We start from the raw sequence: 18,245 nt of genomic DNA, 5'->3' as shown, positions 1-18,245 counted from the left end.
GACGTTCTTGCCGTTGAGCTGGTTGATCGAGGTAATGCCCGAGTTGGCCTTCACCGCGATGCGCACCTCCTCGACGAAGGTGGTGACGGCAAAGGCCACGTCCTTCTGGCGCGTCAGGTTGTTGGTGGTGGAGCCGCACTCGATGTCCACGGTGCCGTTCTGCACCAGCGGAATGCGGTTCTGCGAGGTCACGGGCTGGTACTTGACCGTCATGGTGGAGAGGCCCAACTGGCGGCGCACGTCCGACAGCACCTTCTCGCAGATCTCGACGTGGTAGCCCACGTACTTGCCGTCGCCCAGGGTGTAGGACAAGGCGCCCGAGGACTCGCGCACCCCCATGGTGACGCTGCCGCTGTCCTTGATCTTCTTCAGCGTGTCTTCGGCATGGGCGGTGGCGGCCAGCGCCAGGCTCAGGGCCAGTACAAGGGTCTTTGTCATGGTGTCTCCAGAAGGGTTGGGGGGGGGTATTCAGGGCAAGGCCTGATCGGTGGGCAACTGGTAGAGCCGCAGCAGCGCCTCGGAGGGCGGCTGGTTGAGGTTCAGTCCCTTGGGCGGAATCGGGCGCTGGAACCAGCGCGTGTAGATCTTCAGCGCCTCGCCGCTCAGCAGCAGGTGGGTCAGCTCGCGATCCACCAAGGCCTTGAAGCCGGGGTCACCGCGCCGCATCATGCAACCATAGACCTCGGCCGACATGGGCGTGCCGGTGACCACCCAGTCCTCGGGTCGCGCGGCCTTGGCGCGCTCGCCGTGCAGCAGGGCGTCGTCCAGCATCAGCGCATCGACCTTGCCGGTTTCGAGCGAGTGGAAGGCATCGCCATGGTCGCGCGCGCTGAGCAGCTGGATGCGGCCGCCATGGGTTTCGTTCCAGCTGCGCAGCAGGCGCTCGGAGGTGGTGCCGGCCGTCACCACGGCGCGCTTGCCGGCCAGGTCGGCAAAGTCCTTCAGCCCCGAGTCCCGGCGCACCAGCATGCGCGTGCTGACCACGAAGATCGAGGTCGAGAACGCCACCTGGCGCTGCCGTGCCAGGGTGTTGGAGCTGGAGCCGCATTCCAGGTCGACGGCGCCGTTCTGCACCAGGGCCATGCGGTTCTGCGAGGTCACGGGCACCAGGCGCAGCGTCAGGGCCGGCAGTGCGAGCTCCTTGCGCACCCCCTCCGCCACCTTGAGCATCAGCTCGTGCGAATAGCCCACCACTTGGCGGCGCTCGTCGTAATAGGAGAAGGGCACCGAGGATTCGCGATGGCCCAGGCTGATGGTGCCGGTGACGGCAATGCGGCGCAGCGTGTCGCTCTGCGCCAGCAGCGGCGAGGCCGCCAGCGCCGCGCTGGCCAGCAGCGTGGCGGCAAGGCAGCAGAGCGGGCGGACGAGCTGGGCAAGGCGCATGATGGCTTCAGGCTTGCACTTGCTGTGCCATTGCGGGATTTCCCGGAGCCGGCTCGCGTTGGCGGCCGCTAAGTGCTTGATTCATTGTGCGCGACGCGCCCGCGGCGACGGGGGCGGCGACGGAATTCCGTGCGCCGCGGCAGCCGCCACGACGGAAATCCGTCCGCACCAGCACCTGTCAGGCGGCCTCGTCCTGCCACAGCACGGCCGCGATCCTCCAGCCGCGCGCCGTCTTCAGCAGCTGCAGGCTTTTCTGCCCGCGGCCGGCATAGGGTGCGCCGTCCAGGCGCCCGGCCTTCTCGTAGCGCAGCCAGCGTTGCGCGATCCGGCCGTGGATGCGTGTCTCATGCACCAGCTCCCATTCGGCGAAGTCCTGCAGCCGGCCGCCCTCGCGCAGCAGCTCGGCGCGTGGCAGCACAAAGCCCTGCACGTCCATCAGCTGCGCGCCCTGCTGGCCATCCTGGCAGCGGATCTGCGCGTCCGGCAGCATCCAGTAGGGCAGCGCCGCCAGCGTCGGGCAGCGGCCGTCGCGATTCGCGAAGGCGCCCAGAAAGCGCGCGGCCAGGGCATCGATCTGGGCCGCGTCGTCGTCGGCGGCGCCGCTGGCGGCACGCCATTCGAACAGCAGCGAGCCACCGTCATAGCCCGCCACTTGGCGCTGGCCCTGTTCCTGCATGCCGATGGCCAAGAGCACCCGCGCCGAGGCCTGGTTGTGCGGCGCAATGATGGCCTGCACACAGTCCAGGCCCAGCACCTCATGGGCATAACGCAGGCTGGCCGCCGCTGCCTCGCGCGCATAGCCCTGGCCCTGGTGGCGCTCCAGCAGGGCATAGCCGACATCGGGATGTTCCAGCGCATCGCGCTTGAACACGCCGCACAGGCCCAGGAACTCGCCATCGGCCAGGCGCTCCAGCGCCCAGAATCCATGGCCCAACTTCCAATAATGGTCCAGCAGGCGGCTCTGCATCCAGTCGCGCGCCTGCGCCAGATCGCGCACGCCCGGGTCGGAGATATTGCTGATCCAGCCCGGCTCGTTGAGCAGCGCCAGCAGCTGGGGCGCGTCGTCCAGCGTGAACCAGCGCAGCCTCAGTCTCTCGGTCCGCAACACCTCCATGCCAGCTCCTTCGTCAAATGGCAAAAGCGCGACAATACGCCACCTGCCACCAGCCCCCCAAGAGCCCCATGAATTTCATCCAGCAACTCCACGCCGCCGAACAACTCAACGACTCGCTGCTGTGCGTGGGGCTGGACCCCGAACCCGCCAAGTTCCCGGGCGCCTGGAAGAACGACGCGGCGCGCATCTACGACTTCTGCGCCGCCATCGTCGACGCCACCAAGGACCTGGTGATCGCCTTCAAGCCGCAGATCGCCTACTTTGCCGCGCATGGCGCCGAAAGCCAGCTGGAGCGCCTGATGGCGCATATCAAGCGCGTCGCCCCCCATGTGCCGGTGATCCTGGACGCCAAGCGCGGCGATATCGGCTCCACCGCCGAGCAATATGCCCGCGAGGCCTTTGTGCGCTACCAGGCCGACGCGGTGACGCTCTCGCCCTTCATGGGCTTCGACAGCATCGAGCCCTATCTGCGCTACCCCGACAAGGGCGCCATCCTCTTGTGCCGCACCTCCAACCCCGGCGGCAGCGACTGGCAGAACCAGCGCCTGGCCGATGTGGACGGACAGCCGCGCCTCTACGAGCACCTGGCCCGCCTGGCGCAGACCGAGTGGAACGCAAAGAATGGCCAGCTGGGCCTGGTGGTGGGCGCCACCTTTCCGGGCGAGATTGCGCGCGTGCGCGAGCTGGCCCCCAGCCTGCCCCTGCTGATTCCGGGCGTGGGCGCCCAGGGCGGCGATGCCGACGCCACCGTGAAGGCGGGCTGGCGGCCGGGCAGCCCCGTCGTCGTGAGTTCCTCGCGCGCCGTGCTCTATGCCAGCAGCGGCGAGGACTTTGCCGCCGCGGCCCGCCGCGTGGCACTGCAGACGCGCGAGCAGCTGAACCGCGCCAAGCCGCGCTGAAGCGCCAAGAAATGCGCAGATCCTCGCGCTGCGGGCGATCTGTGCGTGGTTTCCGGGTCAGTCCCGCTGTTCACCACCCCCTCTTGTGGCTGAGACTGCGCCACTGGCCCGAGAGTGGACACCCGCAGTGAGCAGCAGCAAGGACAGCCTGGACGATTTGAGCAGCCTGGTGGGGCACGACCTGCCCCCGGGCGAAGGCCCCGCGGCGCTGGAGCAAAGCCTGCTGTGGCGCTCCGTGCGCCTGTTTCTGTGGGCCTGCGCTGGCATTTGCGGCCTGGTGGCCGCCATGCTGGCATTCAGCATCAGGCCCGACGAGCCGCTGGGCGGCTGGTTGCCGCCGGCGCTGGCCCTGGGTACCGCCGCCGCCGGCCTGACCCTGCTATGGTGCCGGCCGCACCGGCATGGCCGGGCCGTCGTGCTGCTGATGCAGACCCTGGTGATCGCGCTGGCGCTCACCGTCGCAGTCTCGCGCCAGCTGGGCCTGTACTCGATCGGCCTGGGCGTGCTGGGGCTGATGGTGACCCTGTCCACCGCCATCGTCGGCCTGCGCGGCGGGCTGGCGACTTTTTGCCTGGCCCTGGTCGGTCTGCTGGGCCTGGGCTACGCCGAACTGGCCGGCTGGATCGCGCCAAGCCAACAAGGCATTAGCCTGCCCGCCCGACTGCAGGCCCACGGTCTGCTGTTGAGCGTCGGCCTGGTGGTGGGTCTGGGCACCGCCCGCATCGTGCGCCGCTCGGTGCGCCAGGCCAGCGACCGCAGCGCGCGCTTCCGCCACCTGCTGAGCATGGCGGCGGACTGGTACTGGGAAATGGACCGCGAGTTCCGCTTCACCCATCTGGCCGAGGACCGCCCTGGCGTCTCCGGTCTGGACCTGCAGGCGCGCCTGGGCAGGACGCCCTGGGAGTTGGAGCAGCTGGGCCTGTCGGACGAGGACATGGACGCGCACCGCGCCGACCTCGAATCGCACCGCAGCTTCCGCGGCCTGGTGGCAAGGCGGCGCAGCGCCGACGGCACAGTGCGCTTCGTATCGGTGAGTGGCGAACCGCGCTTCGATGCGCAGGGCAATTTCCGCGGCTATTGGGGCGTGGGCCGCGATGTCACCGACGAGGTGCAGGCCGAGCAGGCCATCGTCGCCACCGAGACGCGCTACCGCGAACTGTTCCGCCGCTCGCCCTCGCCCCTGGTGCTGCACCGCTGGGGCCGGGTGCTGGACGCCAACCCGGCCGCGATGGCGATGTTCGGCTACACCCAGCGCTCCAGCATGATAGGCCAGGACCTGTTCTCGCATTACGAGCCGGGCGACGACGAGCGCGCGCGCCAGCGTGCCGCCAAGATCGAGGCCATGCCGGTGGGCGCGATGCTGCCGATGGCCGAATTCAGGCTGCGCACCTTGTCGCGCCGGCGCCGCCTGGTACAGGCCACCAGCGTGCGCGTGGACGCCGCCAGCGGGCCGGCCACGCTCAGCTTCTTCATCGACCAGACCGAGGCCTCGCGCGCGCAGGACGCGCTGCGCCGCTCCGAGGGCCTGCTCTCGCATCTGGTGGCCACCAGCCCGGATGTGATCACCCTCACGGAGATCAATTCCGGCCGCTACGCGATGGTCAACAAGACCTTCGAGGAGCTCACCGGCTACAGCAGCGACGAGGTGCTGGGCCACAGCGCCGACGAGCTGGGCATCTGGCAAAAGGCCGAGGACCGCGAGCGCCTGGTCGAGGCGATCCGCCTGCACGGCCGCGCGAGCGAGATGCCGGCCACCTTTGTCAACAAGCATGGCGATCCGATCGCGATGGTGATCTCGGCGGCCCCCTTTGTGATGGAGGGCCTGTCCTACCTGGTCATCAATGCACGCGATGTGACCGAGAGCGAGCGGACCCGGCTGGTGCATGCGGCGATTCTCGAGAACGCCTCGATCGGCATCACGCTGACGCGCGACCAGCAGTTCGTGCAGGTCAACAAGCTGGTGGAGGACATGTTCGGCTGGCCCGACGGCAGCCTGCTCGGCCAGCATGGCAGCGTGGTCTGGCCCAGCGTGGCCGACTATGCGGCGGTGGGCGCCGAGCTGGGGCCACGTCTTGCCTCGGGCGAGCAGGTCGAGACCGAGCGCATGATGCGGCGCCGCGACGGCTCGACCTTTCTGTGCCGCCTGCTGGCGCGCGCGGTGGACCCCAACCACCCCAGCCGTGGTGGCACCATCTGGATTCTGGAAGACGTCACCGAGAAGCGCCGCGTCGAGGCCGCCTTGGCCCAGGCCAAGGACGAGGCCCAGGCCGCCAGCCGCGCCAAGACCGCCTTCCTGGCCAACACCAGCCACGAGATCCGCACCCCGCTCAACGGCGTGGTGGGCCTGGCGCGCATGCTGCAACAGCCCGATCTGGACGACGAGACGCGCCGCCATTACCTGGACCAGATGCTGGACAGCGCCGAAAGCCTCTCGGGCCTGATCTCCGACATCCTGGACCTGAGCAAGATCGAGGCCGGCCGCCTGACGCTGGAGTCCCTGCCCTTTGCGCTGCGCGACATGCTGGGCACCATGCGCATGGCCTATCTGACGCTGGCGCAGGCGCGCGGCCTGAGCTTCAAGATCGATGTCGACGAGGACGTGCCCGCCTGGGTGGTGGGCGACCCGGTGCGGCTGCGCCAGATCCTCAGCAACTACCTCACCAACGCGCTCAAGTTCACCGAGTCGGGTTCGGTGGCCGTGCATGTGCACCGTCTGAGCGAGGAACGCATTCGCATCGAGGTCAGCGACACCGGCCCCGGCATCAGCGCCGAGATGCAGGGCCGACTGTTCCAGCCCTTCACGCAGGCGGACGAATCGACCACGCGCCGCTTCGGCGGCACCGGCCTGGGCCTTTCGATCTGCCGCGAGCTTGCCACCCTGATGGGCGGCCAGGTCGGCTGCGACAGCACCCCCGGCCAGGGATCGAGCTTCTGGGCCGAGCTGCCGCTGTGTGCCGCGCCCACCCCCATCAGCACCCAGCTGCGCGAGGCGCGCGACAACGAGGATCTGCAGGGCCTGCGCGTGCTGATGGTGGAGGACAACCCGGTCAATATGATGATTGCCGTGGCCCTGCTGGAACAATGGGGGCTGGAGGTGGCGCAGGCCAGCGACGGCAGCCAGGCGGTCGAGGCCGTCAACGCCGCCGCCAGCATGGGCAAGCCCTACGACGCGGTGCTGATGGACGTGCAGATGCCGGTGATGAGCGGCCACGAGGCTACCCGCCAGATACGCCGTCGCTTCAACGCCGAGGAGCTGCCCATCGTCGCACTCACCGCCGCGGCCCTGGTGTCGGAACGCGACGAGGCGCTGGCCTCAGGCATGAACGAATTCCTCACCAAACCCATCGACGCGCCGCGCCTGCGCCAGGCCCTGGTGCGGCTGATCGGACACAAGGATCCGGACAATCTGCGCAGCTGAACGCCGCGCTAGCTTGCGCCCGCGTCGCTCTCAAGCACGATGACGCGGTTGCGGCCCTCATGCTTGGCCTGGTAGAGCGCAGCATCGGCCAGCCGCAGCGCGGCGGCTACCTCGCTGTCGGCGCCGACCACGGCGATGCCGATGCTGGCGGTAACGCCAAAGCCTGGCCGCTCGGCCAGCCTGACCTCCAGGCAAGCAATCGCCTCGCGCAGACGCTCGCCGATCGCTCGCGCATCGCCGCCATCGGGCAGCACCAGACAGAGCGCAAACTCCTCGCCGCCAAAGCGGCCGAACGCGTCTTCTTGCCGGAAGAAGCGCGTCAGGCAGGCCGCCACCTCCACCAGCGTCAGGTCGCCAGCTTCATGGCCATGCCGGTCGTTGATGGCCTTGAACAGGTCCAGATCAACCATGCCCACGGCCAGGCGCAGTTGGCGCCGCGCCGCGCGCGCAAACTGCTGGGCCGCCTGGTCCAGAAAGCTGCGCCGGTTCGGGATGTTGGTGAGGCCGTCGTAATAGGCCAGGCGCTCCAGCTTGAGATTGGCGTCGCGCAATTCCAGCGTGCGCTGATCCACCAGGGCCTTGAGGTTTTCCTTCAGGGCCTTGAGATCCTGGTTGCGTTTTTCGAGCTGTTCGGCACGAAAGGTCTGGTCGCTGACATTGCGCTCGATGGCGGCGAAGTGCGTGACCTCGCCATAGCGGTTGCTCAGCGGCACGATATTCATGTCCAGCCAGTAGGGCTGGCCATCCTTGGTGTAGTTGAGCAGCTTTTCGCGCACCGGCAGCTTCTGGCGCAAACGCTCGGCGATACGCAGGCGCGCTTCGGCGCTGGTCAGGCTTCCCTGCAACAGGCGCGGTGTCTCGCCGATCACTTCATCGGCACGATAGCCAGTGAGGCGCTCGAAGGCCTGGTTCACATAGACGATCTTCGGCCCGCAGGGTGGCTCGACATCGTCGGCCTCGGTCACCACCACGATGTCCTCGGCATGCTCGACGATGTCGCGAAATGAGAAGGCGCGCTTGTCGGTGGTGATCTCGGCAAAGATCACCACGATGAAGCCCTGCTCGTCGCTGTCATGCAACTCGGGATAGGCGTTCACCGAAAACCAGGTCACATCGGGAGTGGAGCCATCCACCACCCCCACCACCTCGTTGCGTATCGGCGCCAAGAAGCGCTTCACCTTGTTGACCGGGAACTCGTCCATATGCAGACGGCGGTTACGCTCGTCGATGAAGTTCCACTGTGGGTCCAACGCATCCTTGCCTATCAGCTGCGCGAAGCTCAGGCGCAGCAGGCGCAACGCCGCAGGGTTAGCGTAGACGATGCGTGAATCCCAGCGATGAATGATCACGCCCATATGGGCATGTTCAAGCAAGCTGCGCAGGCTGAAGTCAGCAAACTCATCCATGAAACGCCTCCGGCACAGCGTGGCCCCCTGGAATTCGTTTGCATTCGAGTATGCATCGGCGCGCGGCGCGCGCGCTGCCGGCAGCGCGCAATTGTGAGTTCAGAACGCATGGACAATCCGCCCATGAACACCCCTGCCCGCTCCCAAGCCCTCGCCCTGCTGCCCGACAAGGGCCTGCCCGAGCTGTTGTTTTTGCTGCTGCACGGCGCTGGCGGCGATGCCAGCCAGATGCGCCCGCTGGCCCAGGCCCTGCGCGCCCAGTACCCGCAGGCCGCGGTGGTGTCGATCAATGCGCCCGAGCCCTATGACCAGATCCCTGGCGGGGGCGCCGGCTACCAGTGGTATTCGCTCAAGGACGCCAACGACGCCAACCATGCCCAGCGCGTGGCCGAGGCCCTGCCCGGCTTCATCGCCACCGTGCGGGCCTGGGGCGAGCAGTTCGACCTGCCCTGGGAGCGCGTGGCGCTGGCCGGCTTCTCACAAGGGGCGGTGATGGCGCTGGAGGCGGTGCAGGCCGAGGTGGCCCTCGCCGGCCGCGTGCTGGCCTTCAGCGGCGCCTACGCCAATATGCCCGGGCACGCGCCGCTGAACGTGAGCCTGCACCTGATGCATGGCCTGCAGGATGGCACCCTGCCCTACCAGGATCAGGTGCTGGCCGCCAAGCGCCTGGTGCAGCTGGGCGCCGACATCACCGCCGACATCCTGCCCGACATCGGCCACGAGCTGCACCCCGCGCTGATCGAAAAGGCCATGCTGCAGCTGCGCAGCTTTGTGCCCGCACGCGTCTGGCGCGAGGCCATGCAGGCGGCCAAGGAACAGGGGCTGGGGCCTAAGGAGAATTGAGGCCAGGCCCTAATCCAGCACCACCTCGGTCCGCACCGTCCCTGCCCGCTCGGCGCTGGCGCTGAGCGCCAAACGCGTGCCCTTGGGCGCGCGTACCACCCACTCGCCCACGGCGCGATCCGCGGTGACCTCACGATTGGGCAGGAAGGCATGCTGCGACTGTTTGGGCGCATGACCCTCCAACTGCGGGCCCTCCATGCGCTCCTTGCCGCTCACCAGGCTGATCTCGGGGTTCAGCAGCGGGTCGGGCAGGTGGATATGGAACATCACGCCGCGCACCACCTTGCGTTCCAGCGCGCGGCGGGTCACGTAGGCGGGCAGATAACCGCTGTTGGCCACCGCCAGGCGCACGCGCCAGGTGTCGGGGCCGAGCGCGCGCACCTCGGTGCGCAATAGCTCCAGCTTGGGCAGCGAGAGCGCGATCTGGTTCATCCAGGCCGGGAAGCGCGCCGCCTCGCGTTCGCGCAGATGCGGCGGTGGGTTGCGCCAGAAGTTCATCTTGTCCCAGCCGCCGATCTCCACCGCGCCGAGCTGCGGATGCTGGAAGGGCTGCCAGTCCACATGGGCCTGCCCGCCGCATTGCTCGTCGCTCCACTTGAGCAGCTTGAGGTCGTCCTCCACCGGATGCTCGCGGTACCAGTCGATCCACTTATAGCCCTCGATGCCGGCGGCCTTGTTGGGCGACCAGATCTCCACCACCCAGAACAGCGCGCCCAGGTGCTCGTAGACCCAGTCCTGCGTGCCGCTGATGATGTCCTTGGGGTGGTACTTGAAGTCGTGCCAGATGCTGATGGCCGGGTAGCCGGTGTGCTTCTCGCCCAGGGCCGAGAACTGCTTGTAGCTCCACAGGTCCTCGGGAATCATCTCGTCGTCGCTCTGCGAGCCCATGGGACGCAGGATCACGCCGCTGTGGGTGTGGTAGCTGATGGCCGCGCCGATATTGGGGTGGGCGACGATGAAGTCCACCATAGCCCGCACCTCGGGCTCGCTGGTCGGGTAGGGGCCGGCGCCGAGCTGCTTGTATTCCTGGCGCCATTCGCTCGGGAAGTTGCGGTTCAGGTCCAACCCCTCGCGGTCGGGGTTGACCGTCACCGTAAGGCCGTCGTGGTGCTTGATGAAGCCCTCGGGTATCAGGCGGTAGTACTCGCCGCCGAACTCGCCCGGCTCGCGCGCCACCATCAGGCGCGGGTCGCCGGCGTGCTTTTTGTAGCCGCCATGTGGGTCGGGTACGCGCATCGTGAGGATACGGCCATCGCCGTCCACGTCCTCGATATTGAGGCCGTCCACCGGTTCCTCGTCATAGGGGTAGGGGCGCGTGGACGAGCGGATGTGGCGCGGCCTCGGCAACAGCGCCAGCTCGGCGCCATCGGGGTTCAGGCGCGGCACCATATAGACGACGCGCGTATCGAGCAGCTGCGTCACCTGCGGCTCCAGGCCGTACTTGTTGAGCAGGTCGTCCAGGTAGAACAGGCAGGCGGTGCAGGCGCTGAGTTCGGCGGCGTGGATATTGCCGTCCAGCCAGAAGGCCGGCTTGTCGACGTCGGCGCCGGTGGCGGTATTGGTCAGCACCAGCACCCAGATGTCGCGGCCCTCGTGACTCTTGCCGATGGAGCGCACCGACACCAGATTGGGCCGCGCCTCGGCATAGGCGAACAGCAGCTCGGTCAGGGCCTCGTGGCGGTAGAACTCGTCGAAGCGCGGGGATGGAAGGGCAGCAGCCATATCGGGATCGTTGGAGCTAGGTGTGGCGCCGATTGTGAGCCCACACCACCGCTTGTCTACCCCGGGCTGGCCCTGGGCGTGCGCTCAGCGCGTGCGCCGCGTCGGCGATCACTCACTGCCCTTTGAACAGGCCCTGGAACTGGCGCGACACCGGCAGCCGCTCCTCGCGCCCCTTGAGCGTGAGCTGCATGCTGTTCTCGTCCACCCGCAGCGCGCTGGCGATGCAGCGGCTGTTCACCAGCACCGAGCGGTGCACCTGCCAGAACTGCGCGCCATCCAGGGTGGCCAGCAATTCCTTCAGCGGCGTACGTATCAGCGCCTCGCCGCCCTCGAACACCACGCGGGTGTAGCGGCTGTCGCTCTCGAAATAGATCACCTCCTCGGGCGCGATCAGCCTGATCTCGCGGCCCAGGCTGGCCTGGATGGGGCGGGCCGGCGGGCGCTGCTGCACCGCGGGCAGCAGCTGCTGCAGCAGGGCCTGCATGGCCTGTGCGCTCGGTTGCGCCGCGGCCTGCCGATTGCGCAGGCGCGCCACCGTCTGCGCCAGGCGGCCGTCGTCCACCGGCTTGAGCACATAGTCGATCGCGCCGGCCTCGAAGGCGCTGAGCGCATGGTCGCCATAGGCGGTGACGAACACCAGCTGCGGCGGCTCGCTCAAGCGCGCCAGGCGTTGCGCCACGTCCAGGCCGCTGAGGCCGGGCATGCGTATGTCGAGGAAGCAGATGTCGGGCTCCAGCGCCAGCGCATCGTCCCACGCGTCGATGCCGTTCTCGCTGCGCGACACGATCTGCAGCTCGGGCCACAGGCGCGCCAGCGCGGCCGCCAGCTGTTCGCGCGGGCCTTCCTCGTCGTCGGCGATCAAGGCTCTCATTGACTCTGTTCCCCCTCGTCATGGATGGTGATGCGGGCCAGGCAGCCCGGCTCCTGCGCCAGCAGCTGCAGGCTGGCGCGCGCGCCATAGAGTTGCTGCAGGCGCTCGCGGGTGTTGGCCACGCCCAGGCCGTCGTCGCCTGCCGTCTCCGCGCAAAGGCCGGCACCGTCGTCCTGCACCTCCAGGCGCAGCGCCGCGCCCTCGCGGTAGGCGCGCACGTCGATGCGGCCGCCGCGCAGCGCCGGCTCGATGCCATGGCCGATGGCGTTTTCCACCAGGGTCAGCAGGGCGCCGGGCGGCAGGGTCAGGTCTTGCAGCTCCGGCGCCGCCTCGATCCGCCAGGCAAGGCGCGCACCCAGGCGCGCCTGCATCACTTCCAGGTAGCTGACGACGATCTGCAGCTCCTGGTCGAGCGGCAGGCTTTCATGCTCGAACATCGGCAGCGTGGCGCGCAGATAGCGGGTGAAGGAGCGCAGCATGCCGGCGGCACGGGTGTCCTGGGTGTCGACCCAATGCTGCAACGAGGCCAGGGTGTTAAAGAGGAAATGCGGCTGGATCTGCGCGGTGGCGAGGCGCCGTGCCAGGCGCTGGCTGGCCTCCTGGTCGGCCAGCTCGCGCAGACGCGCCTCGATCTGCTGCACGCGGTAGAGCGTGAGGAACCACCAGGCGCTGAGCACCAGGGTGATGATGGCCACCAGGACGGGCGCGGCGAGCCTGAGCGTCTCCTTGCCATGCACCTTGGCCAGCCCAAAGATCAGCACAAGGCTCACCAGCACCGCCCCCCAGGAAGCCAGGTTCAGGTTCTTGCGGGTGGGCTGGCGCCAGAGCCAGCGCGCTGTCAGCAGGCTGCCCATGCTCAGGCACAGGGAGGCCAGCAGCACCCACAGGCCCAGGCCCCTGGGCAGTTCGTTGTAGAACACCGCGGCCAGGATCAGCGTATTGCTGTAGACGTAGTGGTCGATGCCCCTGGGCCAGGGCTGGACACCGGCCTGGCGCAACTCCAGCGCCGAGAAGCGGCGGCGCGGCCCGGGGCAGATCCATTGGGTCCAGTCGAGGGTGTCGGGGCGGTGCGTCATGGCGCGAGTCTAGGTTCGGCCGCAAGGCCGCAAGACCTTGCTGCGGCGAATGGCGCCACCAAGGGATGAATGGCCGGCAGCGTCAGGCGAACAGCTCGCCGCCCACGAACACCTTGAGCTCGCCCGGAGCCATGGCCACCCAGTGCTCGCCGCGCGTGAGCGGCTCGGTGGCGATCACCGCGACGCGGTCTTCGGCCGTGGTGTGCTCGGAGAAGTCCACGCTCAGATCCTCGTCCTGCAGATGCACGCGGCCGAAGGGGTAGCGGCGTAGCAGATAGTGCAGCTGCGTGCTGCCATGCGCCCACAGCGCCTGGCCGTTGGAGAGCAGCATATTGAAGGTGCCATAGCGGTTCAGCTGCGGCATCAGCTCGCGCAGGGTGTGGCTCAGCTCGGTGACGCTGGGCACATCGCAATGCGCCTTGGCGAGCTCCTGCATCAGCCAGCAGAAGGCGCGCTCGCTGTCGGTCTGGCCCACCGGGCGGAAGGCGCCATGCAGGCGCGGTGCAAAGTCTTTTAGGTTGCCGTTGTGGGCGAACACCCAGTAGCGCCCCCACAGCTCGCGCACAAAGGGGTGCGTGTTCTCCAGCGCCACCTGGCCCTGCGTGGCCTTGCGGATATGGGCGATCACGTTGTCGCTCTTGATCGGATAGTCCTGCACCAGCTTGGCCAGGGGCGAGACGCGCGCGCTGTGGTGGTCGACGAAATGGCGCAGGCCGCGGCCCTCGAAGAAGGCGATGCCGAAGCCGTCTTTGTGCTCGTCGGCACGCTGCGCCAGCCCGGTGAAGCTGAACATCACATCGGTGGGTAGCCTGGCGTTCATGCCCAAGAGTTGGCACATGGTCTTGCTATTCCAGGAAGAGGCGCGAGAAGCCCTTCAGGCTGATCAGATTGCCCGGGTTGCTGGTCTCGCGCAACACCCCGCTCATGCGCTGCAGCAGGCGCGGGCTGCGCTGGGCACGCCAGATCAGCAGATCGGCCAGCCATGGCATGGCGTTGACCTTGTTGGCGCGCTGGTAGAGATCGAACTTCGGCTTGAGGGCGCGCAGGCTCTGCTCATAGGCGGCGCGCACCGTCGCATCGTCGCCCTGGCTGCGGCGCCCCTGCAGGATCGCCTCGGCCGCCAGCATGCCGGTTTCCATCGCCTTGCCTATGCCCTCGCCGGTGAAGCTGTAGGTGGAGCCGGCCGCCTCGCCGGTGACCAGCAGGCCCGGACGCGACCAACGCGCACCTTCGAGCGTGCAGCGCAGCGGCGCACCCTTGAGCTCGCCCAGCAGCTCGCCCTCGCGCATCAGCGCCGCCGCGGGCTCGTAATGTTCGACAAAGGCATCGAAGATGGCGCGCAGATTGAGTTCCTTCTTGCTGCCCTTGCCCGCCACAGCGTGGTGGCTATCCGTCACGCCCACGCCAATATTGAAGCAGGCGTTAGGCGCAGGGAAGATCCAGCCGTAGCCGGGCCGCACCGCGCGGCTCCACACCACCTCCATGGCCTTGATGCGGCCCACCATGGCGGGGGCGCGCACATAGCCGCGCAGCGCCACGCCGCTGGGCGTGTGGCGTTCGCACATGCCAGCGGCGCTAAGTGCCTTGGGCAAGGCGCCGGTGGCGAGCAGCACCCAGTCGGCCTGCAGCTCATGCTGCACGCCGTCCCGGCCGATGAGGGCGCCGCAGACACGCCCCTGGCCATCTTCCAGCGGCTTTTCGAAGCGCGCCGGCGCGACGAAGCGTGCGCCGGCATCCTGGGCCGCCTGGCACAGCAAGTCGTCGAGCTCGCGCCGCGGCAGCACCGCCAGCTCGCCCGGCACGTCGATGCGGCCGCCGCGCGGGCCTATGCAGGCCACATGGGCCAGGCCTTGCGCACGCGCCATCACCTGACCCAGCAGGCCCAAGCGCTGCAGGGCCGCATGGGCATCGGGGATCAGGCCATCGCCGCAGATCTTGTCGCGCCCCTGGGGCTGCTGGTCGAGCAGCACCACATCCACGCCGGCGCGTGCCAGCACACGCGCGCAAGCGCTGCCGGCCGGGCCCGCGCCCACCACCAGCACCTCGCATCGCTGCGGCATCGGCGCCGCAGCCAGGGGTTCAGACATGCTCGCTCCTCATCAATAGCCGCCATTCTAGGGACGCCCACCGCGTTGACCGACATCAAACCAGGCAATCCGCCGCGGTGCGAGCATGCATGCAAGGAGTATCACCATGACTCAAGACCTGACACCCGGCCAGCATGCGCAGCTGGAAATGCTGCTGCAGCAGCGCCAGCAGGAGCTGGAGCGCAGCCTGCACGGCCAGTTGGGCGAGCAGTCGCGCGCCGAGCATGCTCGCGAGCTGTTGCTGCAGGATGGTGACGATGAACCCGCCCGCGACGCCGACCGCGAGGTGGATCTGGCTCGCAGCGACCGCCATCTGGACGAGCTGCGCCAGGTCAACGAGGCCTTGCAGCGCTTGCGCGGCCAGGGCTATGGCCTATGCAGCGACTGCGGCGAGCCCATCGCCTTCGATCGCCTGCAGCACCAGCCCGAGGCGCTGCGGTGCCTGGAGTGCCAGCGCCGGCTGGAGCGCGCGCAAGGGGATCCCAACGCGCACCATCGCCTCTGAATCGTGCCGGCGCCGCACGGCGCCAGAGGATGAAAAAAGGGCCGCTGATGCGGCCCTTTTGCTTGTCGGTGACGACGGTTCTTAGAACTTGTACGAACCCTCGACGTAGAGGGTTCGCATCATCGGATCCGCGTAGCGAGGATCGTAGCCAACCTGGTGGCCCGACGAATCACGCAGGGTGAAGGGGGGCTTGGAGTTGAACACATTGTTCAGACCCGCACGCAACTCGAGCGCCTGGTTGTGCTTGTAGGTGCCTTGCCAGTCCAGCGTGGCATAACGCGGCACCACCACAGACACCGGCACCAGCTTGTTGGTGCTGACATCGCGCACATTGACCGAGATGTCCTGGTAGCCCGAACGAGCCTTCAAGGTCAGGGCATTGGTGAACGCACCGGTCTCGAGCTTGGCCGTGGCACGGACGATGTTGCGGAAGGTCACCGCGGCATTCTCGCCGTACTTGCCCATGCTGTCGGTGAAGTCATCCAGCGTGCCCGGCCGGGTGTACGAGGACTCGATCATGTAGGTGCCGGTCAGACCCGTGGTCAGGCGACCCATCGGGGTGTTGAAACGGGTCACCACATCCCAGTCGATACCTGCATAGCGCGCCTGACCGATATTGATCGACAGGCTCTTGAAGGCCCAGGTCGGCTTCAAATCAGCCGGCCCCTGGAAGGTTCCCCACACGTCGGGATACTTGCCCGGGTCCATAAAGGCTTGACGTGCAGACACCGCACTGATGGCATCGCGCATGTTCACGCGCCAGTAGTCGGCACCGATGCCGAAGTCATTGCTGGGTTCGAAACGTATGCCAACCGTCCCCTGCTTGGAGTGCTCGGGCTTCATGTCGGCATTGCCGCCGGAGAGCTGGTAGTACTGCGTGACGGGGATGTCGCGGCAGGCATCGGTTCCTGGGAATGGGCAGGGCCAGCTGGCTGCGGTCACACCATTGTTCACCAGCGGCTGAGCAATCGACAGCATGGACGGCGCCTTGAAGCCGGTACCATACGAGCTGCGCAGCAGCAGGGCGTTGGACACCTGGTAGCGAGCCGAGACCTTGTAGGTCGAGGCGCTCATCTTCTGGCCCACCGTCTTGTTGTTGACGGCATCCTTGATGGTGCCAATGGTGTCGTAGCGCAGCGCTCCGGTCAGTTCCAGCCCCTTGACCACGGGCACCAGCACCTCGCTGAACAGACCCATGTTGTCGCGCTTCAGGTCATAGGCAGGATTGGCAGAGAAGTTGTAGATCTCGCCAGCCACAGCCGCCGCCGACGGCGCCTGCTTGAAGTGGTAGTTGCGGAAGTCACCGCCCAGGCCGAGGCTGACAGCGCCAGCGGGCAGCTTGAAAATCTCGCCCGAGGCACGGAAGTCGGCGGCCTTGAGCGTGGTCGAGCTGGTACGGATCGTGCCGTCGAAGATCGAGCCGGCGATCAGCTGCTGAGCCGCGGCCGATTGGTTGCCCGAAGGCACGAAGGGATCCACCGACACGTTCTTGATGATGTCGCCGAACTCCTTGGTGCGGAAGTAACCACCGACATAACGCTCGTCGCCAGAGTTCTGCGACCAGGTCACCGCGCCATTGGCCGTCCAGTTGCCCAGATCGACATCGCCGCCAAACACGAAGTGCTTGGAATCCGTGATGGTGCGCGAGTCACGCGTGCCGAAATCGGTGGCACGGTAGTTGGCCTGCACCGTGTTGAGATGGGCCAGCTGATTTGCGCTCAGATAGGGCGCGACATACTTGTTGATCAGGCCCGAAGTCAACGGGATCGTCACCGGCACCGGGTTGGGCGCGATGCGGGCGATCAGGTTGATGCGCGTGTACGCGACATCGGTGAACAGGCTGACACGATCATTGACCTTGAACTGACCGGCGATCAGCGCGGAATCGCGCTTGAACTCGGGCACGATGTCGATCGTGCTGACGAAGTCGAACGCGCAATTCTCTGCAGCCCCGGGCACATTGGTCAGCGCGTAGAAATTGTTCGGCGCGCACTTGGCGCCATTGGCCTTGTGGAAAGGATTGAACGAGTACGAAGGCAGCGCGCTCGTTTCACCAGGCAGGCGCTTGAAGGTCACCACGGCGTTGGCCGGGTCGGCAAAACCGCTGGTCCGGTCATAGATATAGCTCTTGCCAGCCCAGTCGAAGGGGATCCAGGCCGACTTGGCGAAGCTGCGCTCACCCGACTTCATCTGCTTCTGGTCATCGTGGCGGAAGGTACCCACCAGGTTGAAGCCATGCTTGTCAAGATCGCCAAAGCCATAGGTCGCGCTCACGGTAGCGGACTCACCGCCACCTTCGAGCGGCGCATTGACGCGTGCCGTGATGTCACCGCCCTGGTGATTGCGCTTGAGCACAAAGTTCACCACACCGGCAATGGCGTCGGAGCCGTACAAGGCCGAAGCGCCGTCGGTCAGCACCTCAATGCGCTCAATGGCGCTCATGGGGATGGCGTTCAGGTTGACGGCCGAACCCGAGCCTTGCGGCGCCACGCGACGGCCATTCAACAGCACCAGCGTGTACTCCTCGCCGATGTCATGGATCGAGGCAGAGACACGGCCACCGGAGTTGCTGCCAATGGCGATATCGGCGATCGTGAAGCCCTGCATCGACGGCAGCTTCTGGATCACTTCGGCCACGCTGGTGGCGCCCGATGCGCGGATCTGTTCTGCGCTGATCACCTGCACCGGGAGCGCGCCTTCGCTGGCGATGCGCTTGATGCTTGAACCGGTGATCTCGATACGCTCGAGCTGGTTTTGTGCATGGGCCGACATGGCGCCCATGGCTGCGATGACGGCGGCGCCGATCACGCTGAATTTACAAGTCCTCGACATGAAGTCCCTCTGAGGTGGTGGCCCAATAAAACCACTGCGCCCGACCTCTCCCTTGTGGGAAGACGCACTGGGCGCAGTGGCAATCACGT

The 18,245-nt window shown here is 67.2% G+C and carries 14 protein-coding genes; 4 read left to right on the top strand and 10 right to left on the bottom strand.

Annotation, left to right across the window (positions count from 1 at the left end):
• From WG898_RS13335 to WG898_RS13325, 3 genes are all read right to left on the bottom strand, one after another.
• The coding region (locus WG898_RS13335; protein ID WP_339603286.1) for a transporter substrate-binding domain-containing protein at positions 1-438 on the bottom strand (438 nt) is incomplete at its 3' end.
• A gap of 30 nt (positions 439-468) precedes the next feature.
• Positions 469-1,383: a transporter substrate-binding domain-containing protein gene (locus WG898_RS13330; RefSeq protein ID WP_339603285.1), complete on the bottom strand. Its 915-nt coding sequence runs from the start codon at positions 1,381-1,383 to the stop codon at positions 469-471.
• A gap of 178 nt (positions 1,384-1,561) precedes the next feature.
• Positions 1,562-2,497 (bottom strand): GNAT family N-acetyltransferase, encoded by a 936-nt coding sequence (locus WG898_RS13325; RefSeq protein ID WP_339603284.1) that lies wholly within the window; start codon positions 2,495-2,497, stop codon positions 1,562-1,564.
• A 68-nt stretch (positions 2,498-2,565) separates the two neighbouring features.
• On the opposite strand from WG898_RS13325, the gene pyrF reads away from it, so the two are divergent.
• Positions 2,566-3,396, top strand: coding sequence for an orotidine-5'-phosphate decarboxylase (gene pyrF / locus WG898_RS13320; protein WP_339603283.1), 831 nt, complete (start codon positions 2,566-2,568; stop codon positions 3,394-3,396).
• A gap of 127 nt (positions 3,397-3,523) precedes the next feature.
• Complete coding sequence (locus WG898_RS13315) at positions 3,524-6,814, top strand: PAS domain-containing hybrid sensor histidine kinase/response regulator (RefSeq protein WP_339603282.1); 3,291 nt, start codon at positions 3,524-3,526, stop codon at positions 6,812-6,814.
• 8 nt (positions 6,815-6,822) lie between these two features.
• On the opposite strand, the gene WG898_RS13310 is transcribed toward WG898_RS13315, so the two are convergent.
• Positions 6,823-8,220, bottom strand: coding sequence for a diguanylate cyclase (locus WG898_RS13310; protein WP_339603281.1), 1,398 nt, complete (start codon positions 8,218-8,220; stop codon positions 6,823-6,825).
• 123 nt (positions 8,221-8,343) lie between these two features.
• On the opposite strand from WG898_RS13310, the gene ypfH reads away from it, so the two are divergent.
• Positions 8,344-9,063, top strand: a complete 720-nt coding sequence (gene ypfH, locus WG898_RS13305; protein WP_339603280.1) for an esterase — start codon at positions 8,344-8,346, stop codon at positions 9,061-9,063.
• A 9-nt stretch (positions 9,064-9,072) separates the two neighbouring features.
• Here the strand turns inward: ypfH and WG898_RS13300 are convergent, their stop codons facing one another.
• From WG898_RS13300 to WG898_RS13280, 5 genes are all read right to left on the bottom strand, one after another.
• A complete protein-coding gene (locus tag WG898_RS13300; RefSeq protein ID WP_339603279.1) occupies positions 9,073-10,785 on the bottom strand; it encodes a M14 family metallopeptidase in 1,713 nt (570 codons plus the stop codon).
• Between the two features lie 112 nt (positions 10,786-10,897).
• Positions 10,898-11,656, bottom strand: a complete 759-nt coding sequence (locus tag WG898_RS13295) for a LytR/AlgR family response regulator transcription factor (protein WP_339603278.1) — start codon at positions 11,654-11,656, stop codon at positions 10,898-10,900.
• Entirely contained in the window at positions 11,653-12,732 is a 1,080-nt protein-coding gene (locus WG898_RS13290; RefSeq protein ID WP_339603277.1) for a sensor histidine kinase, read from the bottom strand. Before WG898_RS13290 ends, WG898_RS13295 begins: the two co-directional genes overlap by 4 nt.
• An 82-nt stretch (positions 12,733-12,814) precedes the next feature.
• Positions 12,815-13,570 carry a class II glutamine amidotransferase gene (locus WG898_RS13285; RefSeq protein WP_339603276.1) on the bottom strand — a complete coding sequence of 252 codons (756 nt, stop codon included), beginning with the start codon at positions 13,568-13,570 and terminating at the stop codon, positions 12,815-12,817.
• 7 nt (positions 13,571-13,577) lie between these two features.
• On the bottom strand, positions 13,578-14,819 hold the full coding sequence (locus tag WG898_RS13280) for an NAD(P)/FAD-dependent oxidoreductase (protein WP_339603275.1): 1,242 nt from the start codon (positions 14,817-14,819) through the stop codon (positions 13,578-13,580).
• A 106-nt stretch (positions 14,820-14,925) separates the two neighbouring features.
• On the opposite strand from WG898_RS13280, the gene WG898_RS13275 reads away from it, so the two are divergent.
• Entirely contained in the window at positions 14,926-15,324 is a 399-nt protein-coding gene (locus WG898_RS13275; protein ID WP_339603274.1) for a TraR/DksA family transcriptional regulator, read from the top strand.
• Positions 15,325-15,405: 81 nt separating this feature from the next.
• On the opposite strand, the gene WG898_RS13270 is transcribed toward WG898_RS13275, so the two are convergent.
• Positions 15,406-18,132, bottom strand: a complete 2,727-nt coding sequence (locus WG898_RS13270; protein ID WP_339603273.1) for a TonB-dependent receptor — start codon at positions 18,130-18,132, stop codon at positions 15,406-15,408.
• Positions 18,133-18,245 lie beyond the last annotated feature (113 nt).

Origin of the sequence: Paucibacter soli, from assembly GCF_037482845.1 — a bacterium.
In the GTDB taxonomy this organism is placed as follows: Bacteria; Pseudomonadota; Gammaproteobacteria; order Burkholderiales; family Burkholderiaceae_C; genus Paucibacter_B; species Paucibacter_B soli.
This window is presented reverse-complemented; position numbering and strand designations above follow the sequence as displayed.

Coding starts and splice junctions, on each gene's coding strand:
- WG898_RS13300 (WP_339603279.1), bottom strand. CDS start 10,785: ATGGCTGCTGCCCTTCCATCCCCGCGCTTCGACGAGTTCTACCGCCAC.
- WG898_RS13325 (WP_339603284.1), bottom strand. CDS start 2,497: ATGGAGGTGTTGCGGACCGAGAGACTGAGGCTGCGCTGGTTCACGCTG.
- WG898_RS13295 (WP_339603278.1), bottom strand. CDS start 11,656: ATGAGAGCCTTGATCGCCGACGACGAGGAAGGCCCGCGCGAACAGCTG.
- WG898_RS13275 (WP_339603274.1), top strand. CDS start 14,926: ATGACTCAAGACCTGACACCCGGCCAGCATGCGCAGCTGGAAATGCTG.
- WG898_RS13330 (WP_339603285.1), bottom strand. CDS start 1,383: ATGCGCCTTGCCCAGCTCGTCCGCCCGCTCTGCTGCCTTGCCGCCACG.
- WG898_RS13280 (WP_339603275.1), bottom strand. CDS start 14,819: ATGTCTGAACCCCTGGCTGCGGCGCCGATGCCGCAGCGATGCGAGGTG.
- WG898_RS13285 (WP_339603276.1), bottom strand. CDS start 13,570: ATGTGCCAACTCTTGGGCATGAACGCCAGGCTACCCACCGATGTGATG.
- ypfH (WP_339603280.1), top strand. CDS start 8,344: ATGAACACCCCTGCCCGCTCCCAAGCCCTCGCCCTGCTGCCCGACAAG.
- WG898_RS13310 (WP_339603281.1), bottom strand. CDS start 8,220: ATGGATGAGTTTGCTGACTTCAGCCTGCGCAGCTTGCTTGAACATGCC.
- WG898_RS13290 (WP_339603277.1), bottom strand. CDS start 12,732: ATGACGCACCGCCCCGACACCCTCGACTGGACCCAATGGATCTGCCCC.
- pyrF (WP_339603283.1), top strand. CDS start 2,566: ATGAATTTCATCCAGCAACTCCACGCCGCCGAACAACTCAACGACTCG.